Here is a 17302-nt window from a genome sequence, read left to right on the forward strand (position 1 = left end):
CGACCGGGTCGCCCTTTTCGTTTGGCCTTTTGTTTTGGCTGCGCTTTCAACGAATCTCAAAGCACCTCACCTTGAGCCGGGGCTCGACTGCGGAGGCGCATCGCATGAAGACCGTCCGGCTGCTCGGCGTCTGGGTCTGCCTGCTCCTGGGCCTGGCGATCGCCAACCTGGCCCTGCGAACGCCCCCGCCCCTGCCGGCGAACGCCCCCGCCGACCAGTTCTCCGCCACGCGCGCCATGGCCGACGTCCGGGCCATCGGCCAGAAACCCCACCCGATCGGCTCGGCCGAGATCGTCCGGGTCCGCGATCACCTGCTCTCGCGCGTCAGCGGCCTGGGGCTGGAGGTGCTGGTGCGCCCCGGCGAAGGCGTGCGGGACGCGGCCAAGTGGTCGCCGCGCTCGGTGGCCGTCGGCGCGGTGCAGAACATCGTCGCCACCCTGCCCGGGACCGACCGCGAAGCGCCGGCCGTGCTGGTGATGAGTCATTACGACACCGTGCCCAACTCGCCCGGCGCGGCCGACGACTCGGCCGGGGTCGCCGCCGCCCTGGAGATCGCCCGCGCCCTGAAGGCCGGCCCGCCCCCGGCCCGCGACGTGATCTTCCTGTTCACCGACGGCGAGGAGCCGGGCCTGCTGGGCGCCGAGGCCTTCTTCGCCCGCGACCCGCTGCGCGACCGCGTGGGCGTGGTGGTCAACATGGAGGCCCGGGGCGACGCCGGCCGCGCGGCCATGTTCCAGACCGGCGCCGACAGCGGCGAGCTGATCCGGCTCTATGCGGCCAACGCCCACCAGCCGACCGCCAACTCTCTGGCCGCCGCCGTCTACCGGCGCATGCCCAACGACACCGACTTCACCCACGCCCTGAGGAAAGGCCTCCCGGGGCTGAACTTCGCCTTCATCGACGACCAGCTGGCCTATCACACGCCCCTGGCCACGCCCGACCACCTGAACCAGGGCAGCCTGCAGAACCTGGGCGACCAGGCCCTGCCCGCCGTCCGCGCCCTGGCGATGGGCGCGAGCCTGCCGGCCAAGTCGCCCGACCTGATCTATTCCGACGTCCTGGGCCGGGTCCTGGTGGCCTATCCGGTCGAGGCGGGCTGGGGGATCCTGGCGGCGGCCGGCCTGCTGATCCTCTTCACCGGCTTCCGCGCCCTGCGCGGCAAGGCCGTGACCTTCGTCGAGATTCTGCGCGGGATCGCCGGCTTCCTGCTGCTGTCCGCCGCCGCCGTGCTGGCCCTGCACCTGGCCGGACGCCTGATCGGGATCACCGACCAGCAGCGCTATTACGCCGTCCTCGGCCAGTTCAACGCCCTGCTGCCCGGCGCGGGGATCCTGCTGATCGGAGTGTGCCTGACCGTGCTGGTCCTGCAGGCGCGCGGCCTGGCGCGCATTTGGGGACGCGTCTGGATCAGCCTGGCGGCCCTGGCCGTGGGCGGGGCGTGCAGCCTGGTCGGCGGGTTCGACCCCGTGGGCCTGGGCCTGGGCGGGGCCGTCGTGGTCCTGGCCTGGCTGAGCCTGGGCCGGGGCGTGGGCGTGTTCGGCGCCTGGCTGGGCGCCCTGCTGGTGGTGCTGGCCCTGGCGGTCACGGCCCAGGCGATGCTGCCCGGCGCCTCGGTGATGATCGCCTGGCCGCTGCTGGCCGCCAGCCTGGCCGCCGCCCTGGTCATGGCCGTGGGCGGGACCCGCGACCGCCGGGTGGCCTGGCTGCTGACCCTGGCCATCGCCCTGGTCGCCGTCGCCGTCGTCGCCCAGCTGGGCGCCTGGGGAGCCTGGACCTTCGCGGGCGTCGGCCTGATGGAGCCGGCCGTGCTGGCGGTGTTCGCGATCCTGGCCGCCCCGGCCCTCCTGCCCCTGGCCTTCGACTTCGCCGCCTATCGCTGGGCCCCGATCTTCGCCGGCGTGGCCACGGCGGCGGGGATCGGCCTGCTGCTCTACGCCGGCCTGGGCGACGCCGGCCCGACCCGCCCGAAACTGGCCGAGGCCAGCCACCTGGCCGACCTGTCGACCGGCACGGCCTGGCGGGTCTCGCCCCAGCCGCGCCTGGACCCGTGGTCGACCGTGGTGCTGTCGGACAACGACGCCAAGCCCGTGCGCCAGGCCTATCCACCCCTGTTCCGCGAGCCGGTGTGGATGGCCCCGACGGCCGTGCTGCCGGTCGAGCGGCCGACCCTGGTCATCGACCGGGCCGGCGACCGCCTGCTGGTCCGCGCCGTGCCGACCCTCGGCGCCGAGGTCCTGGCCCTACGCCTGAAGTCCAGCGTCGCCCTGGACCAGCCGCGCCTGAACGGCCGCCCGATCGCCCTGCCCAACACCGCCGGCCAGTGGAGCAGCCTCAGCTACCACGCTCCGGACCCGAACGGCGTCACCCTCAGCTTCACCGCCCGCGCGGCCGGCAAGGTGGAGGTGGCGGTGATCGAGATCCGCGACGGCTGGCCACGCGGGGTGTCGGCCATTCCCGCCAAGCCGGCGGGGCTGATGGCCAGCGGCTATTCGGACAAGACCATCGTGCTGGACCGCGGAACGCTGGCGTGGCCGGCTTATGTGGAGGGGGACGAGTAGCGGCCGGGGACATGCGCTCGCGCGTGTCCCCACCAGCTAGCGCCACCCCACCAAATAGACCCGTCATCCTCGGGCTTGTCCCGAGGACCCCTGCTTCAGCCGAGAAGAACGAAGATCCGTTGCGCTGTGATGCTGCGGTTTGACCCCGACCGACAAACTGGCGGACAGAGGGGTCCTCGGGACAAGCCCGAGGATGACGAATTTAGAGGCGCGAATGAGCGCTTGGGGACACGCGCGAGCGCATGTCCCCGGCCTCAGATCACGATCACGCCCTCACCAGGCTCCGCCACATACAGCCCCTCCACCACCTTGGCCCGGCGCTCCAGCGTCGCGCGCTGGTTCACATAGCCCTTGTCGGTGATCTCGCCGGCGTCGATGGACGGCGGTTCGGTCAGGATGGTCACGCGGGCCACGCGGCGCGACGAACCGCCGGCGGCGGCGTTGAAGGCCCCGATCCGTTCGCGCAGGATCGCCGTCAGCTTGTCCAGCGGCGTGCCCGGCCCCTCGTCGGCGACCAGGGCGGCCAGGCCGGCGGGCGAGGGCCAGACCATGGCGGCGATGAACGGCTTGTCCTGGCCGGCGATCACCGCGTCGTGGATGTAGGGGCTGCAGGCCGCCACCAGGTCGGGACGCAGAACCCCGACGCTGACCCAGGTGCCGCTGTCCAGCTTGAAGTCCTCGGTCACCCGGCCGTCGAACACCAGGCCCTTCGAAGGGTCGTCCGGATCGACGAACCGCGCCGCGTCGCCCAGCTTGTAGAAGCCCTCCTCGTCGAAGGCCGCGGCGGTCTTCTCCGGGTCCTTGTGATAGCCGCCGGCCACGGTGGGGCCCTTGACCCGCACCTCGTACTTGGCGCCGGCCGGGGCCAGCTTCAGGGCGATGCCGGGCAGCGGCAGGCCGACCAGCCCGACCCGCTCGGTCAGCCAGTGGACCACGGTCACGCCTTGCGTCTCGGTGGCGCCGTACATGGTGGTCAGGGGCACGCGGTGGCCGGTCTCGGCCACGGCCAGGGCCTGCATGCGGGTGTAGACGTCGTCCGACAGCGTGGCGCCGCCATAGCCCATGTACTTCAGGTTCTTGAAGAACGCCTTCCGGAGGACGGGATCGCCCTCCATCGCCCCTGCCAGCATCGAGAAGGCGATCGGGGCCGAGCCGAACACCACGGGCGAGACCTCGTAGAGGTTCTTGATCGTGGTCTCGAACATGCCCGGCAGCGGCTTGCCCTCGTCGATCCACAGCGTGCCGCCGGCCCATAGCACGCCGTTGAAACCGATGTTGCCCGCCGAGATGTGGCTCCAGGGCATCCATTCCAGGCTGTTGGGAATCTCGTCGGTGGGCTCGTCGGTGCGCAGGCCTTCCTGGCCGGCGATGACGCCCGCCATCATGGCGTGGGTCTGGGGCACGCCCTTGGGCATGCCGGTCGAGCCGGAAGTGAACAGGTACTTGGCCACCGTCGCGGGCGTCAGGCTCTCGCGCTTGGCGGCGACGTCGCGCGGGGGGGGGGCGGCGACGGTCGCGAACGGGATCGCCCCCTCTCCGGTCCCGTCGGCGGTGACCAGCAGCAGGTCGGGCTTGATCGCCTTCAGGGTGGCGATCGCCTTGTCGAACAGGGCGCCGGACTGGGCGAAGACGACCTTGGGCGCGACCTTGTCGAAGCAATGCTTGAGCTTGCCGTGGTCGGTGGACATCAGGCTGTAGGCCGGGCTGACCGGGGCGGCGGGCGCCCCCGCGCCATAGGCCCCCAGGGTCATCAGGGCGTGCTCGATCGAGTTGCCCGACAGGATCATCACGCTGTCGTCGGCCGTGACGCCCTGGTCCAGCAGCCACTGGCTGATCCCCTCGACCGCCCGCTGGGCCTCGCCGTAGGTGACCCCGCGCCACGGACCGTGGTTCGGCTCGCGCTGCTTCAGATAGGGCCGGTCGGGATGCTGGGCGGCGCGTTCGGCCAGCAGGTGGCTGATCGTGCGCGGCCCCTCGCCGGGCGGATGGTTGGACGTGATGACGATGCTGCCGTCGGGCCGGCGGTCGACGCTGACGTCGGGGCCCCTCATGGCCAGGGGCTTGAACGGGGCGGTGCTGGCGTCGCGCGGGGTCGACGCGCCGTCGGCCGGCGTCATGGTCTCACTCCCTCGGGTTATCGTTGTTCCCTTGACCGTGCGCCCTGGGCGCGGGCGCGACAAGGTTTCCGTTTGGGGAAGCGAGAGAGGTTTTCCCTCCCCACGAGGGGAGGGACGGACCCAAAAGCTACTCCGCCGCGGCCTTCGTCCCGTAGCCGAGGATGGCCTTGGTCTCCAGGAACTCGCCGAAGGCGTGGTCGCCCCATTCGCGGCCGTTGCCGCTCATCTTGTAGCCGCCGAACGGGGCCATCAGATCGGGGCCGGCGCCGTTCAGCACCACCTGGCCGGCGCGCAGCTTGGACGCCACCGAGCGGACTTCCGACTGGTCGTTGCCCGAGACATAGGCCGCCAGGCCGTATTCGGTGTTGTTGCCGATCTCGACCGCCTGGTCGACGCCGTCATAGCCGAGGATCGCCAGCACCGGGCCGAAGATCTCTTCCTTGGCGATGGTCATGTCCGAGGTGACGTTGGCGAACACCGTCGGCTTCACATAGTAGCCGGTCTCCAGGCCTTCCGGCTTGCCGGGGCCGCCCGAGACCAGGGTCGCGCCCTCGTCGACGCCCTTCTGGATCAGGCCCTGGATCTTGTTCCACTGCACTTCCGAGACCACGGGACCCAGCTTTGAGTTGCCGTTCGGGTCGCCCACGGTGTGGGCCTCGGCGGCGGCCTTGGCGATGGCGATCACCTCGTCCATGCGCTTGGACGGGACCAGCATCCGGGTCGGGGCGTTGCACGACTGGCCCGAGTTCATCATCACCGAGGCCACGCCGCCCCCGACCGCCTTCTGGTAGTCGGCGTCGTCGAGGATGATGTTGGGGCTCTTGCCGCCCAGTTCCTGGTGCACGCGCTTGACGGTCGGGGCGGCGTTCTTGGCCACCTCGACGCCGGCCCGGGTCGAGCCGGTGAACGACACCATGTCGACTTCCGGATGCGAGCTGAGCGCCGCGCCCACCGTGGGGCCGTCGCCGTTGACCAGGTTGTAGACGCCGGCCGGCACGCCGGCGGCGGCCAGGATCTCGGTCCAGATCCAGGCCGAGAACGGGGCCACTTCCGAGGGCTTGAGCACCATGGTGCAGCCGGTGGCCAGGGCCGGCGCGACCTTGCAGGCGATCTGGTTGATCGGCCAGTTCCACGGGGTGATGAAGGCGCAGACGCCGATCGGCTCCTTCACGAGCCGGGTCGTGCCGCGGTCTTCCTCGAACTTGTAGTCCTTGAGCACCTGCAGCGAGGTCTGGACGTGGGCGATGCCCATGGCCGCCTGGGCGCGCTGGGCCAGCCACGACGGGGCGCCCATCTCCTCGGTGATGGCTTTCGCCATGTCCTCGAAGCGCTTCTGGTACTCGGCGATGATCCGCTCGAGCAGGTCGATGCGCTCCTCGCGGCTGGTCTGGGAGTAGGTGGCGAAGGCCTTGCGGGCGGCGCGGACGGCCAGGTCCACGTCGTCGGCCGTACCCAGGGTCACCCGGCCGGCGACGGCCTCGGTGGCCGGATTGATCACGTCCACAGTCTTGGAGCCTTTCGGCTCGACCCACTGACCGTCGATGTAGAACTTCAGGTAGTCGCGCATGCCGTGCTCCTCCGGGCTGGGGCGGCTCACGTCCGGAAGGACGGCGGCCCTCGTTCAAACATCCATTTTAATGATCATTGATCACTGGGGAAGGGCCGATCGTTCGCCCCTCACCACATCGGGTCGCATTCGGCGCCATGCAACGCCTCGACGATGCGCCGGCGAGTGCTGGGCGTGGTCCCGTCCGGCAGGGCGTCGGGGGCGAACCAGCCGACCTTGTGGATCTCGCCCTGGGCGTTGGCGGCGCACGGCGCCCAGGCGTGGACTCGGTAGACCAGCACGTGGTCGCCGGGATGGCGCGGCTCGTTGCTGTGCACCGAGACCAGGCTGGGCCGGCCCAGCACCCGCACCCCGGCCTCCTCCTGCATCTCGCGGGCCAGGGCCGTCTCGGCCGTCTCGCCGCGCTCGACCCCGCCGCCGGGCAGGTACCAGCCGTGGACATAGGTATGCTCGATCAGCAGCACCCGCCCCTCGGCGTCGGTGACCACCCCGCGCACGCCCAGGGTCAGGCCCCGCCGGGCGCGGAACCAGGCATAGACGAAGGGACGGGTGAACGGTTCGACACGGCGGCGCCAGAGCATGGCGGAAACCTAGGGCTCCGCGCGCACCAGCGCCAGCACGTCCGCCAGCCGATAGCCGGCCGTCGCGATCCGCAGCTCGGCCAGGTCGCGGGCCGTGGCCCAATAGCCCTTCGGGAGCACGGGCGCCTCGGCCCGCGTCCTGCCGGTGGCCAGGGCGCCGTCCCGGTAGGCCACGGTCTTGGCCAGGACCCAGCTCTCGTGCTCCCAGGTCAGGAAGGCGCGGTAGGGGTCCGGACCCAGGCCGCCGCCGGTCGGACGAGGGTGGGCCGCCTCGGCCGCCGCGGCCAGAGCCTCGGAGCCGACGTCCCGTCCGCCCGGCCGGTTGGGAACCCCGTCCCAGAACTCGTGCAGGTCGACCGACGGACCGCCCGGCGCCCAGCGCACATAGGCGATCGTGCCGGCCCGGTCGGTCTTGGGGAATGTCCACGACATCCAATGGCCGGCGTGCAGCGGCTGATGCAGGTCGCCGACCCCGTGCATGATCCAGCACAGCGCGACCGCGCGGTCGGCGCGCGGCGCCCTGGGGTCGCGGGCGATCGCCAGGTTGTCGCGGAAGGCGCGCTCGCCATGGCCGAACGACAGCGGCATCACGAAGCGCCAGGGCGAGACCACCTTGACCGCGTAGTGCCAATCGGGACGGTCATGGGGGCTGCCGCGCGTGTCGTCGGGCCAGCGGGCCATCAGGGCGAACAGCCGCCGCTCGCGCGCCCGGCCCGTCAGCCCGGCCAGCTGGCGCTCGAAGGCGGCGTGGTCGGGATGGTCGCGCATGAGGGCGACGATCGCGGCCACGGCCTTGGGATCGCGCTCGGCCAGGACGTCATAGGCGATGTCGCCGGTCGCCATGTGCCCCTGGTCGTTCCAGGCCAGGGCCGGCGCGGGCGCCAGGGCGGCCACGGCCAAGGCCGCCGTCGCCACGGCCGCGATCAGGCTTCTGCGCATGTCCCTCCCCCTTTTCCGCCCAGCAGGCCCCCGTCGCCCCGCCGGGTCAAGCGCCGCGCGACGCCCAGCCTTGCGGTCGGCGTCGCGCGAGGCTAAAGCCCGCATCACCTTTCAGTCTGAAAACGGATTCAAGCTCATGGTCGCGATCGGCGTCATCGCCATCTTCCTGGTGGTCATCCTCGGCCTCAACAAGTTCGAATTCGGCCGTTTCGACTAAGACCATGACCGAGCGCGGCGCGGCCCTGGTCACCGGCGCCGGCCGCCGGATCGGCCGGGTCCTGGCGCTGGAAGCCGCGCGCGCCGGCTTCGACGTCGCCGTCCACTACCGCACGGCTCGAGATGAAGCCCAGGCCGTCGCCGACGAGATCGCCGCCCTGGGCCGCCGGGCCGTCGTCCTCGACGCCGAACTGACGGACGAGGGCCAGACCGCCGCCCTGATCGGCCGCGCCGCCCAGGCCCTGGGCCCCGTCACCCTGCTGGTCAACAGCGCCTCGACCTTCGAGGACGACCGCCTGGCCACGGCGACCCGGCAAAGCTGGGACGCCCATCTGGACGCCAACCTGCGCGCCCCGGTCGTGCTGGCCCAGGCCTTCGCCGCCGCCCTGCCCGCCGGCGCCCCCTCTTCAAATGGCGGCCAGATCGTCAACATCATCGACCAGCGCGTGCTGCGGCCCAATCCGCAGTTCTTCAGCTACAGCCTGTCCAAGGCCGGCCTGTGGTGGGTGACCCAGACCATGGCCCAGGACCTGGCGCCGCGCGTGCGGGTCAACGCCATCGGCCCCGGCCCGACCCTGGCCTCGGTGCACCAGGCCTCCGGCGAATTCGAGCGCGAGGCCGCCGGAACCCCGCTGGAACGGGCCGTTTCGCCGGGCGACATCGCCGCGGCCCTGCGCTACCTCATTGACGCAACGTCGGTCACGGGCCAGATGATCGCGGTCGACGCGGGCCAGCATCTGGGCTGGCGCACCCCCGATGTCATCGGTTCCTGAGAGTCTCGCCTTGGCCGCCCAACCCCTGACCAACCTTCCGAACGAAGCGACCCAGCCCACGCCGGCCCGGGTCATCGTCACCAAGGTGTTCGTGCGCGGCCTGAAGGTCGACGCCTGGATCGGGGTCTATGACCACGAGCACGGCCGCCAGCAGCCCCTGGTCATCGACGTCGAGCTGGACGTCGCCGCCAGCCACTGCGAGGACCTGGGCGACACCGTCAACTACGAGACCATCCTCCAGGCCGCCCAGGCCATCGCCGCCGAGGGCCATATCGACCTGGTCGAGACCTTCGCCGAGCGCCTGGCCCAGGCCAGCTTCGCCGACAGCCGCGTGACCCGCGCCCGCGTGCGGGTGGAAAAGCCCCTGGCCCTGGCGCCCCACGCCGCCGCCGCCGGGGTGGAAATCACCGCCGTCCGGGGGTGATGGCCACGCTGTCGCACAGCGCCCGCCTCGTCCCCTTCCAGCCGGAGACGGTCTGGACCCTGGACGGCGCGGACCTGGTCGAGCGCCGCGGCCGGCAGGAACGCCGCTTCCCCCTCTCCGCCCTGACCGCCTTCCGCCTGTCGCGGCCGCGCGACGGCGACCGCCACCGGGCCCTGACCCTGGTGTTCGGCCGCCGCCACAAGCTGCTGCTGCCGTCCCAGAGCTGGACCGGCCCCGGACGCTTCGAGGACCGGCTGGCCGGCTTCTCGCTGTTCGCCCGCGCCGTCGCCGCGGTGGCCGCCGACCTCGCCCCGCCGGGCGGGCGCGGGCCCCGTTTCGAGCTGGCCGGGGGCCTGAACGTGCGCGAGGGCCTGACCTGGGTGATGGGCCTGCTGGCCCTGGGCACGGCGGTGCTGCTGCTGCTGGCCTTCACGCCCGGCATGGCCGGCGTCGCCCTGGCCTTGGCCGCGCGCATGGCCTTCCTGCTGATCCTGCTGATGGCGGTGCTGCCGTGGCTGGGACGCGGCCAGGGACTGGACCCCCACGCCCTGCCCGAGGCCCTCCTGCCGAGCGCTTAGCGCCCTCCCTCTCCCCTTGCGAGGGAAGGGAGCATGACGCGACCTTCATTTGCGTTCGCGGCCGATATTGGCGACCATCGTTCCATGAGCCAGACCGATCCCGCCGCCGACCCGACCGCCGACCCCGCCGTCCCGCCCGCCCTGCAGGACGACAAGACCATGCCGCTGGTCGTCTACGCCCTCTATCTGGCCGGCCTGATCTCGGCCGGACTGACCGGGGTGGTGGGGGTGATCCTGGCCTATGTCAGCAAGGACGCCGCGCCCGACTGGCTGCGCACCCACTACGTCTTCCAGATCCGCACCTTCTGGCTGGCCCTGCTGTTCTCGGTGATCGGCGGCGTGCTGACGCCGGTCGGCATCGGCTTCGTGATCCTGCCCGCCGTCTGGGTCTGGACCGCCGTGCGCTGCATCCTCGGCCTTTCCTGGCTGTTGAAGATCCAGCCCTATCCCACGCCCCGCAACTGGATGATCTGAATGAGCGACGCCGCCGAAAGCCCCGCCCGCGCCCCCGAACGCCTTGGGGAGGACAAGCTCCTGCCGATCGTGGTCTACGCCCTGTACCTGCTGGGCTGCTTCAACGGCCTGACCATCCTGGTCGGATTGATTGTCGCCTATCTCAACCGCGAGACGGCCGGGCCGATCAACGCCAGCCACTACACCTTCGCCATCCGCACCTTCTGGCTGTCGATCTGGTGGTTCCTGATCGGCATGGCGCTGTTCCTGGTGGGATTGGCCCTGGCGGTGCTGCTGATCGGCATCCCGATGCTGATCGCCGGCGGCACGATCATGGGCGCGATCGGCGTGTTCTTCGTGGTCCGCTGCATCGTCGGCCTGGTCTATCTGCTGCAGGGCCAGGCCTATCCGCGGCCAAACGCCTGGCTGCTCTGACCCCGGCTTCCGTTAGGTCATGGGCGTTTCCCAGGCGCCCGGGTCGCCCGGCGCCCGATATGGCGGCGCTTGGCCCCGCCCCTTCCCCTGGCGGTTGAGACGGCTCGACGCCGGAGCGGCCCTGCGCTGACCTCCTCCTCCTTACGAACGGGTCGTGGAGGGGACGACATGCTGGCTCGGCTCGTGGGGGTCGTCCTCGGGACGATCCTGGCGACATCGGGGTACGTGATCGCGGGTTTCGGCGTCCTGGGGGATTGGGCGCAGAACCTGGATCTCGGTCCCTTCGAGCCGCACCGTCCGTTCGTGGGCTGGGCGGCGGCGATCACGGGGGTAGTGCTCCTCGTCGCCGCCCTGACCCCGCGTCCCAAGCCCAAGGCGCGGCGCAGGCCGGCGCCGGTGGACCTGGAGCCGGTCGCCGAACCGGTCCTGGCCGTCGAGCCCGCGCCCGAACCGGCGCCGGTCGTCGCCGCGCCCGTCGCGCCGCCTGCCCCGCCCCCTGTCGCCACCCCGATCGTCGCGGCCGAGCTGCCGCCGCCCGCCCCGGCCGAGACCTTCGAGGGCCTCCGCGCCCGGCTGGTCAGCCTGAGCCGCCAGGAAGCCTGGTCCCAGGCGGCCCAGGCCCTGAACCACCTCCTGCGCATGGCCAGGGACGACCGCGAGAAGGCCGTGTCGCGCCGCGACCTGGGCGACTTCGCGCGCGGCCAGGGCCGGCTGGACGACGCCGCCGAGGCCTATGAGGAGGCGGTCAGCTATGCCCGCGCCGCCCGCGCCGCCGCGCCCCGGGGCGACTTCGCCGCCGACGAGCTGCTGGCCGGCGCCCTGTCGGGGGTCGGCGACGTGGCCGAGATGGAGGGTCGCCTGAACGAGGCCCTGGCCGCCTTCGAGGAGGCCCTGGCCCTGCGCCGCTCGCACGGCGGCCGCGAAGCCGCCGATCCCAACGCCCGCCGCGCCCTGTCGGTGTCGCTGGAGCGCCTGGCCGACCTGCGCGAGGACCGGGGGCACCGCATGCGAGCCCTGGACCTCTATCGCGAGAGCTACGACGTGGCCGCCCGCCTGGCGGCGGCCGACCCGGCGCGGTTCGGGGCCGACCTGGCGTCCACGCGGGCGCGGCTGGCGGAGCTGGAAGCGAAGGTGGCGGGGTAGCTTCGCCCCACCGCTCGCCCTACCGCTTGATGCTCAGCAGCTCCTCCAGCATCTGGTCCGCCGTGGTGATGATCTTCGAACAGGCCGAATAGGCCCGCTGGGTGGTGATCAGGCCGGTGAACTCGGTCGACAGGTCCACCGTCGAGGCTTCCAGGGTCGAGGGCGCGATCGAGCCCGCGCCGCCGTCGCCGGGCGTCTTGAGGCTGAAGCCGCCGCTCTCGTTGGTCACCCGATAGGCGTTGCCGTTGACCGCCTTCAGCCCGTCCGGGTTGGAGAAGGTGGCGATGGCGACCTGGGCGATGCGGCGGGTGACGCCGTTGTCGAAGATGGCCGAGACATAGCCCTTATCGTCGATCTCGATGTTGGTCAGGTTGCCGAACGCCGTGCCGTTGGTGTTGACCGACTGCACCACCGACTGGCTGTTGAACTGGGTCAGGCCGCCCGCGGCGTTGGCCAGGTCGATCTGGATGTCCTGGCTGTCGATGCCCAGGCCGTCGGCCCAGCGCGGGCCCGTGCCGGTGGCCAGCGGATCGGACGCGCCGATGCTGATCGAGGTCGGGTTGGTGGTCCCGAACAGCCCGCCGGTGCTGGCCAGCTTGCCGTCGTTGGTGAAGGTGATCTTGCCCGAGCTGATCAGGCCGTTGGCGTTGTTGTCCAGGTCGCCGGGCTTGGCGCGCAGCTCGGCGTACCACTCGTTGGGACCCGGCCCCTTGATCAGCGACAGGGTGATGGTGCGCTGACCGCCCTTGGAGTCCGAGACCGGCAGCTGGATCTCGAAGTCCGGCTTGACGCCCTTGGTCGGGTCCAGGGCGTAGTCCGACATCGAGTTGGTGGCCGGGTCGTAGGCCCCGGCGGCGACGGCGTCGGCCTTGGTGGTCATGCCCAGGTCGGACAGGTTCACGGTCTGGCCGGCGGTGGTCAGGGTGGTGACCGGAACGGTCGCGCCGGTGGGGAGGTAGCCGGTCAGGGCGCCGGTGGTGGGGTCGTAGGTGGCCGTGCCGGTGGACACCACGGTTCCCGCCCGGCTGATCGACACCGAATACTGATTGCCGGTTCCGGTCGGGCTGTAGGTGACGGCGTAGTCCACGGCGGGCGTCGCCGCGGGGGTTTCCGGCACGGCGGTCTTGGTCACCTTGGCGTTGGCGGCCGCCGACACCGTCTGCTCGGAGCGCAGGTTGGCGTTGATCCCGGCGCGGGTGGTCTTCTCGGCGGCCCCGCCGACCGTGGCGACGTTGATGGACGACAGCCGCGACAGGTCCGAGGGGTCGGTGGTGATCATGCCGGTCACCGGGTCGGCCAGCCAGCCCTGGAGGTAGAGGCCGGCGTCGTTCTGCAGGTAGCCCAGGTTGTCCAGGGTGAACGAGCCGGCGCGGGTGAACGAGCGGGTGTCGGTGGGCGACAGGCCCTCGGGCTTCTCGGTGGTCACGAAGAAGCCGGCGCCCGAGATCGACAGGTCCAGGTTCGAGGTCGTGGCCTGGGACAGGCCCTGCTGGCTGACGAACTGGTGGGTCTTGGCCCCGACGCCGCCGGCGCTGTAGCTGCCGTTCTTGCTCTGCGAGGTGACCATCGACGAAAAGTTGGCCGAGCTGCGCTTGTAGCCGACGGTGTTGACGTTGGCGATGTTGTCCGAGATCGCCGCCAGGCTCGAGGAATTGGCGAGCAGGCCGGAAACCCCGGCCAACATGGCGCTGTTGATGCTCATGACGTGTGGAACCCCATCCGGTTATCGTTGGCCGGACGCGGTGCAAGTCATGTGCGAAAGGCGGAAGCTCCAGGTAATGAGTAGTATAGATGGTTAATATAATCGCCGTTTACTATGTTTCGAGATCTTCTGCCGGGTAGGTTTTGCCAGGCGGCGCGACCGCACCATCTTATGGTTAACTGCGGCGGGCCATAAAAAATCCCGGAGAGCCGAGCCCTCCGGGATCTGCATTTCAGTAAGAGCGCCAGCTTACGCCGGCACGAGCTCCCGCCGCACCAGGGCGGCGTAGGCGTCCATCAGCGACAGCGACAGCTGGCCCGGGGTGAACTTGAACTCGCCGATCTCCGACACCGGGGTGACCTCGGCGGCGGTGCCGACGATGAAGCACTCGGTGAAGGTCGACAGCTCGGCCTTCTCGATGTGGCGCTCGATCACCTGGATCCCGCGTTCCTTGGCGATCTGGATCACCGTCTGGCGGGTGATGCCGTTCAGGATGCAGTCCGGGATCGGGGTGTGCAGCGCGCCGTCCTTGACGAAGAACACGTTGGCCCCGGTCGCCTCGGCGATGTAGCCGCGGTAGTCGACCATCATCGCGTCGGCGAAGCCTTCCTTCTCCGCGGCGTGCTTGGAGATGGTGCAGATCATGTAGAGCCCGGCGGCCTTGGCGGCGGTCGGGATCGTGTTCGGGGCCGGACGGTCGTACTTGGCCCAGGTCAGGCGGATGCCCCTGGCCTTGGTCGCCGGGTCGAAATAGCTGGGCCAGTCCCACACGGCGATGGCCACGTGGATCTTGGTCTGCTGGGCCGACACGCCGATCATCTCGCTGCCGCGCCAGGCGATGGGACGGACATAGCAGTCGGTCAGGCCGTTCTTGGCGGCGGTCGCCTTGCACGCCTCGTCGATCTCGGCCACCGTGTAGGGGATCTTGAAATCGAGGATTTCGGCCGATTTGAACAGGCGCTCGGTATGCTCGGTCAGCTTGAAGATCTCGCCGCCGTACATCCGCTCGCCTTCGAACACCGACGAGGCGTAGTGAAGGCCATGGGTCAATACGTGCACCTTCGCGTCCCGCCAGGCGACGAACTGGCCGTCCAGCCAGATCCAACCATCGCGATCGTCGAAGGGAACGAGAGACATCGGTCCAAGACCTCCTTATTTGGAACCCGGCTCTTAGACGCCCCGAGCCGGCGAAGGTCAAATAAAATGGACGCAAGCTGATGGCCGGGCCGCTTTCACCCGGCCCTTCCCCCGGCGGGATCGGGGGATCGACCGACCCCCGCCTGATCCTGGGCGAGGAGCAGCTGGACAGCGGGCTGGAGCTGCTGCTGCTGGCCGAGGCGGGCCTATGGGCGGCGGTCGACGCGGCCCTGGAGGGCGAGGGGCCGGGCCTGGGGCGCTCGCACTGGCGCGCCGCCTTCCTGCTGCGCCGCCGGCCCGGCATCGGCGTGCAGGACCTTTCCAAGCTGACCAGCCTTTCGAAGCAGGCGGCCAGCAAGACCCTGTCGGACCTGCAGCGCCTGGGCCTGGCCCGCAAGGCGTCCGGCGACCTGGACGCCCGCCGGCGGCCGGCCGAGCTGACCCCCGAGGGGATCGCCTTCGAGTACCGGGTGGCCGAGCGGCTGCGCACCCTGCTGGGCCGCGCCTACCGCACCGGGGGCCTGGACGGCGTGGCCGGGACGCGGCGCATCCTGGCGGCCCTGGCCGGACCGCGCCAAGGTGTCGGCCTCAATCGTCGGGACGGGCTATGACCCCAGAAGAACGCGCCGAGCGCCATCTGCTGGTCGTCGACGACGACGACCGCATCCGCACCCTGCTCAAGGAATTCCTGGCCCGCGCCGGCTTCCGGGTCAGCGCCGCCGCCGACGCCGCCCACGCCGACCGGCTGACGGGCGCGATGGACTTCGACCTGCTGGTGCTGGACGTGATGATGCCCGGCGAGGACGGTTTCTCGTTCACCCGGCGGCTGCGGGCCCGGGGCGGCGAGGCCGGCAGGACGCCGATCCTGATGCTGACCGCCCGCGACCAGACCAGCGACCGGATCGAGGGTCTGACCCACGGGGCCGACGACTACCTGGCCAAGCCGTTCGAGCCGCGCGAACTGCTGCTGCGCATCGAGTCGATCCTGCGCCGCTCGACGCCCAAGCCGTCGGGGCCGCGCGCCCTGAGCCTGGGGGCCTGCGCCTTCGAGCCCGAGCGCGGCGAGCTGACCCGCGACGGCGAGCCGATCCGCCTGACCGAGGCCGAGGTCGCCCTGCTGCGCCGCCTGGCCAAGGCCGCCCACGCGCCCGTCGACCGCCTGGAGCTGGCCCGCGACACGGTCGACGCCACCGGCCGCGCCGTCGACGTCCAGGTCACCCGCCTGCGCCGCAAGATCGAGCCCGATCCGAAGAACCCGAGATATCTGCAGACCGTGCGCGGGATCGGCTATCGGCTGGCGCCGGACTGATGTTCCGCTTCCGCACCCGCCTCTACATCCCCCGCCAGATCAAGCGGTGGCTGCCGACCTCGCTGTTCGGGCGATCGCTGCTGATCATCGTCCTGCCGGTGGCGGTGATGCAGATCGCCGTCACCTGGGCGTTCTTCGACGCCCACTGGGAGACCGTCACCAGCCGCCTGTCCGAAGGACTGGCCGGCGACGTGGCCTGGGCGGTGCAGACCTACAAGGACGATCCCTCGCCCGAGGCGCTCGACAAGATGGCCGAGCGGGCCGAGGAGTCGATGTCGCTGTCGATCGCCCTGCAGAAGGGCCGCAAGCTGCCGACCGGCCAGCGGCCCTCGCTGTTCGCCTCGCTGGACCGCTCGCTGCGCACGGCCCTGGACGACCGGCTGGACGACCCGTTCTGGTTCGACACCACCCGCTATCCCGGCCACGTCGACATCCGCGTGCAGGTCAAGGAAGGCGTGCTGCGGATCATCGCCCCGCGCGACCGCGCCTTCGCCACCCAGGGCCACATCTTCATCCTGTGGATGGTGGTGGCCACCCTGCTGCTGACGGCGGTGGCCATCCTGTTCATCCGCAACCAGGTGCGGGCCATCGAGCGCCTGGCCGACGCGGCCGACGCCTTCGGGCGCGGCATCGACCAGGCCGCCTTCAAGCCGCACGGCGCGCGCGAGGTGCGCCAGGCGGCCTCGGCCTTCCTGGCCATGAAGGCCCGAATCCAGCGCCATATCGAGCAGCGCACCGCCCTGTTGGCCAGCGTCAGCCACGACCTGCGCACGCCCCTGACCCGGCTGAAGCTGGAGATCGCCCTGGCCGAGCCCAGCCCGCAGTTGGAGGCCATGGCCCGCGACCTCTCCGAAATGGAGCACATGATCGACGAGTACCTGGCCTTCGCCCGGGGCGAGGGCGGCGAGGAGGCCCGCCAGGTCATGCTGCGGCCGCTGATCGAGGGGGTCTGCGAGGGCGCCCAGCGGGCCGGGGCCAAGGTCGAGGTGTCGATCGGCGACGACCTGTCGGCCATCCTGCGGCCCCAGGCCTTCAAGCGGGCCCTGGCCAACCTGATCGACAACGCCGCCGCCCACGGCGAGACCGTGCGGGTCTCGTCCACCGCCGCCCCCTCGGGCGGCGTGTGGATCTTCGTCGACGACGACGGCCCCGGCATCCCCGACGACCGCCACGAGGAGGCCTTCCGGCCCTTCAACCGCCTGGACGAGTCGCGAAACCAGAACGAGAAGGGCGTGGGGCTCGGCCTAGCCATCGCGCGGGACATGGCGCGCGGGCTGGGCGGCGAACTGACGCTGCAGAAGTCGCCGATGGGCGGGCTGAGGGCGGTGCTCAGACTTCCGGGATGAGCGGATCAAATTGGGGACATGCAC

General features: G+C 70.9%; 17 protein-coding genes. 11 read left to right on the forward strand and 6 right to left on the reverse strand.

Annotated elements, in window-relative coordinates; all coding sequences use genetic code 11:
* The first annotated feature begins 104 nt into the window (after positions 1-104).
* Complete coding sequence (locus BR39_RS0105450) at positions 105-2558, forward strand: M28 family metallopeptidase (protein ID WP_029908513.1); 2454 nt, start codon at positions 105-107, stop codon at positions 2556-2558.
* Between the two features lie 254 nt (positions 2559-2812).
* Here the strand turns inward: BR39_RS0105450 and BR39_RS0105455 are convergent, their stop codons facing one another.
* The 4 genes from BR39_RS0105455 to BR39_RS0105470 all read right to left on the reverse strand — a co-directional run bounded on the left by BR39_RS0105455 (position 2813) and on the right by BR39_RS0105470 (position 7762).
* Positions 2813-4675, reverse strand: coding sequence for an AMP-binding protein (locus BR39_RS0105455; RefSeq protein WP_029908514.1), 1863 nt, complete (start codon positions 4673-4675; stop codon positions 2813-2815).
* Between the two features lie 127 nt (positions 4676-4802).
* Complete coding sequence (locus BR39_RS0105460) at positions 4803-6242, reverse strand: aldehyde dehydrogenase family protein (RefSeq protein ID WP_029908515.1); 1440 nt, start codon at positions 6240-6242, stop codon at positions 4803-4805.
* A 110-nt stretch (positions 6243-6352) separates the two neighbouring features.
* Positions 6353-6823 carry an NUDIX domain-containing protein gene (locus tag BR39_RS0105465; RefSeq protein WP_029908516.1) on the reverse strand — a complete coding sequence of 157 codons (471 nt, stop codon included), beginning with the start codon at positions 6821-6823 and terminating at the stop codon, positions 6353-6355.
* A gap of 9 nt (positions 6824-6832) precedes the next feature.
* Positions 6833-7762 carry a S1/P1 nuclease gene (locus tag BR39_RS0105470; protein WP_029908517.1) on the reverse strand — a complete coding sequence of 310 codons (930 nt, stop codon included), beginning with the start codon at positions 7760-7762 and terminating at the stop codon, positions 6833-6835.
* Here BR39_RS0105470 and BR39_RS26385 point away from each other — a divergent pair.
* From BR39_RS26385 to BR39_RS0105505, 7 genes are all read left to right on the forward strand, one after another.
* Entirely contained in the window at positions 7761-7979 is a 219-nt protein-coding gene (locus tag BR39_RS26385; RefSeq protein ID WP_197026646.1) for a hypothetical protein, read from the forward strand. The genes BR39_RS0105470 and BR39_RS26385 overlap by 2 nt on opposite strands.
* 4 nt (positions 7980-7983) lie before the next feature.
* The gene (locus BR39_RS0105480) at positions 7984-8751 is read left to right on the forward strand and encodes an SDR family oxidoreductase (protein ID WP_029908519.1); all 768 of its coding nucleotides are present in this window, start codon (positions 7984-7986) and stop codon (positions 8749-8751) included.
* 10 nt (positions 8752-8761) lie between these two features.
* On the forward strand, positions 8762-9175 hold the full coding sequence (gene folB, locus BR39_RS0105485) for a dihydroneopterin aldolase (protein WP_029908521.1): 414 nt from the start codon (positions 8762-8764) through the stop codon (positions 9173-9175).
* A complete protein-coding gene (locus tag BR39_RS0105490; protein ID WP_029908523.1) occupies positions 9175-9753 on the forward strand; it encodes a hypothetical protein in 579 nt (192 codons plus the stop codon). The genes folB and BR39_RS0105490 overlap by 1 nt, the downstream gene beginning before the upstream one ends.
* A gap of 84 nt (positions 9754-9837) precedes the next feature.
* Positions 9838-10227 carry a DUF4870 domain-containing protein gene (locus BR39_RS0105495; protein ID WP_029908526.1) on the forward strand — a complete coding sequence of 130 codons (390 nt, stop codon included), beginning with the start codon at positions 9838-9840 and terminating at the stop codon, positions 10225-10227.
* Positions 10228-10641, forward strand: coding sequence for a membrane protein (locus BR39_RS0105500; RefSeq protein WP_029908528.1), 414 nt, complete (start codon positions 10228-10230; stop codon positions 10639-10641).
* Positions 10642-10809: 168 nt separating this feature from the next.
* Positions 10810-11784, forward strand: coding sequence for a hypothetical protein (locus tag BR39_RS0105505; protein WP_029908530.1), 975 nt, complete (start codon positions 10810-10812; stop codon positions 11782-11784).
* A 19-nt stretch (positions 11785-11803) separates the two neighbouring features.
* Here the strand turns inward: BR39_RS0105505 and flgE are convergent, their stop codons facing one another.
* A complete protein-coding gene (gene flgE, locus BR39_RS0105510) occupies positions 11804-13486 on the reverse strand; it encodes a flagellar hook protein FlgE (RefSeq protein WP_029908532.1) in 1683 nt (560 codons plus the stop codon).
* Between the two features lie 249 nt (positions 13487-13735).
* Positions 13736-14623, reverse strand: a complete 888-nt coding sequence (locus tag BR39_RS0105515) for a branched-chain amino acid aminotransferase (RefSeq protein WP_029908534.1) — start codon at positions 14621-14623, stop codon at positions 13736-13738.
* Positions 14624-14703: 80 nt separating this feature from the next.
* Between BR39_RS0105515 and BR39_RS0105520 the strand changes: the two genes are divergently transcribed.
* From BR39_RS0105520 to BR39_RS0105530, 3 genes are read left to right on the forward strand one after another with little or no spacing between them, the layout of a single operon-like run.
* Positions 14704-15234 (forward strand): MarR family winged helix-turn-helix transcriptional regulator, encoded by a 531-nt coding sequence (locus tag BR39_RS0105520; protein WP_051695210.1) that lies wholly within the window; start codon positions 14704-14706, stop codon positions 15232-15234.
* On the forward strand, positions 15231-15932 hold the full coding sequence (locus BR39_RS0105525) for a response regulator (RefSeq protein ID WP_029908538.1): 702 nt from the start codon (positions 15231-15233) through the stop codon (positions 15930-15932). The genes BR39_RS0105520 and BR39_RS0105525 overlap by 4 nt, the downstream gene beginning before the upstream one ends.
* The gene (locus BR39_RS0105530; RefSeq protein ID WP_029908541.1) at positions 15932-17278 is read left to right on the forward strand and encodes an ATP-binding protein; all 1347 of its coding nucleotides are present in this window, start codon (positions 15932-15934) and stop codon (positions 17276-17278) included. The genes BR39_RS0105525 and BR39_RS0105530 overlap by 1 nt, the downstream gene beginning before the upstream one ends.
* Positions 17279-17302 lie beyond the last annotated feature (24 nt).

The organism is Caulobacter sp. UNC358MFTsu5.1 (assembly GCF_000712075.1).
GTDB lineage: Bacteria > Pseudomonadota > Alphaproteobacteria > Caulobacterales > Caulobacteraceae > Caulobacter.

What these genes read in the sequence shown, in the direction of transcription:
- BR39_RS0105515 (WP_029908534.1), bottom strand. Translation starts at nt 14,623, where the DNA reads ATGTCTCTCGTTCCCTTCGACGATCGCGATGGTTGGATCTGGCTGGAC.
- BR39_RS0105470 (WP_029908517.1), bottom strand. Translation starts at nt 7,762, where the DNA reads ATGCGCAGAAGCCTGATCGCGGCCGTGGCGACGGCGGCCTTGGCCGTG.
- BR39_RS0105480 (WP_029908519.1), top strand. Translation starts at nt 7,984, where the DNA reads ATGACCGAGCGCGGCGCGGCCCTGGTCACCGGCGCCGGCCGCCGGATC.
- BR39_RS0105505 (WP_029908530.1), top strand. Translation starts at nt 10,810, where the DNA reads ATGCTGGCTCGGCTCGTGGGGGTCGTCCTCGGGACGATCCTGGCGACA.
- BR39_RS0105455 (WP_029908514.1), bottom strand. Translation starts at nt 4,675, where the DNA reads ATGACGCCGGCCGACGGCGCGTCGACCCCGCGCGACGCCAGCACCGCC.
- BR39_RS0105495 (WP_029908526.1), top strand. Translation starts at nt 9,838, where the DNA reads ATGAGCCAGACCGATCCCGCCGCCGACCCGACCGCCGACCCCGCCGTC.
- BR39_RS0105450 (WP_029908513.1), top strand. Translation starts at nt 105, where the DNA reads ATGAAGACCGTCCGGCTGCTCGGCGTCTGGGTCTGCCTGCTCCTGGGC.
- BR39_RS0105520 (WP_051695210.1), top strand. Translation starts at nt 14,704, where the DNA reads ATGGCCGGGCCGCTTTCACCCGGCCCTTCCCCCGGCGGGATCGGGGGA.
- BR39_RS26385 (WP_197026646.1), top strand. Translation starts at nt 7,761, where the DNA reads ATGTCCCTCCCCCTTTTCCGCCCAGCAGGCCCCCGTCGCCCCGCCGGG.
- BR39_RS0105465 (WP_029908516.1), bottom strand. Translation starts at nt 6,823, where the DNA reads ATGCTCTGGCGCCGCCGTGTCGAACCGTTCACCCGTCCCTTCGTCTAT.
- BR39_RS0105500 (WP_029908528.1), top strand. Translation starts at nt 10,228, where the DNA reads ATGAGCGACGCCGCCGAAAGCCCCGCCCGCGCCCCCGAACGCCTTGGG.
- BR39_RS0105530 (WP_029908541.1), top strand. Translation starts at nt 15,932, where the DNA reads ATGTTCCGCTTCCGCACCCGCCTCTACATCCCCCGCCAGATCAAGCGG.
- BR39_RS0105460 (WP_029908515.1), bottom strand. Translation starts at nt 6,242, where the DNA reads ATGCGCGACTACCTGAAGTTCTACATCGACGGTCAGTGGGTCGAGCCG.
- flgE (WP_029908532.1), bottom strand. Translation starts at nt 13,486, where the DNA reads ATGAGCATCAACAGCGCCATGTTGGCCGGGGTTTCCGGCCTGCTCGCC.
- BR39_RS0105525 (WP_029908538.1), top strand. Translation starts at nt 15,231, where the DNA reads ATGACCCCAGAAGAACGCGCCGAGCGCCATCTGCTGGTCGTCGACGAC.
- BR39_RS0105490 (WP_029908523.1), top strand. Translation starts at nt 9,175, where the DNA reads ATGGCCACGCTGTCGCACAGCGCCCGCCTCGTCCCCTTCCAGCCGGAG.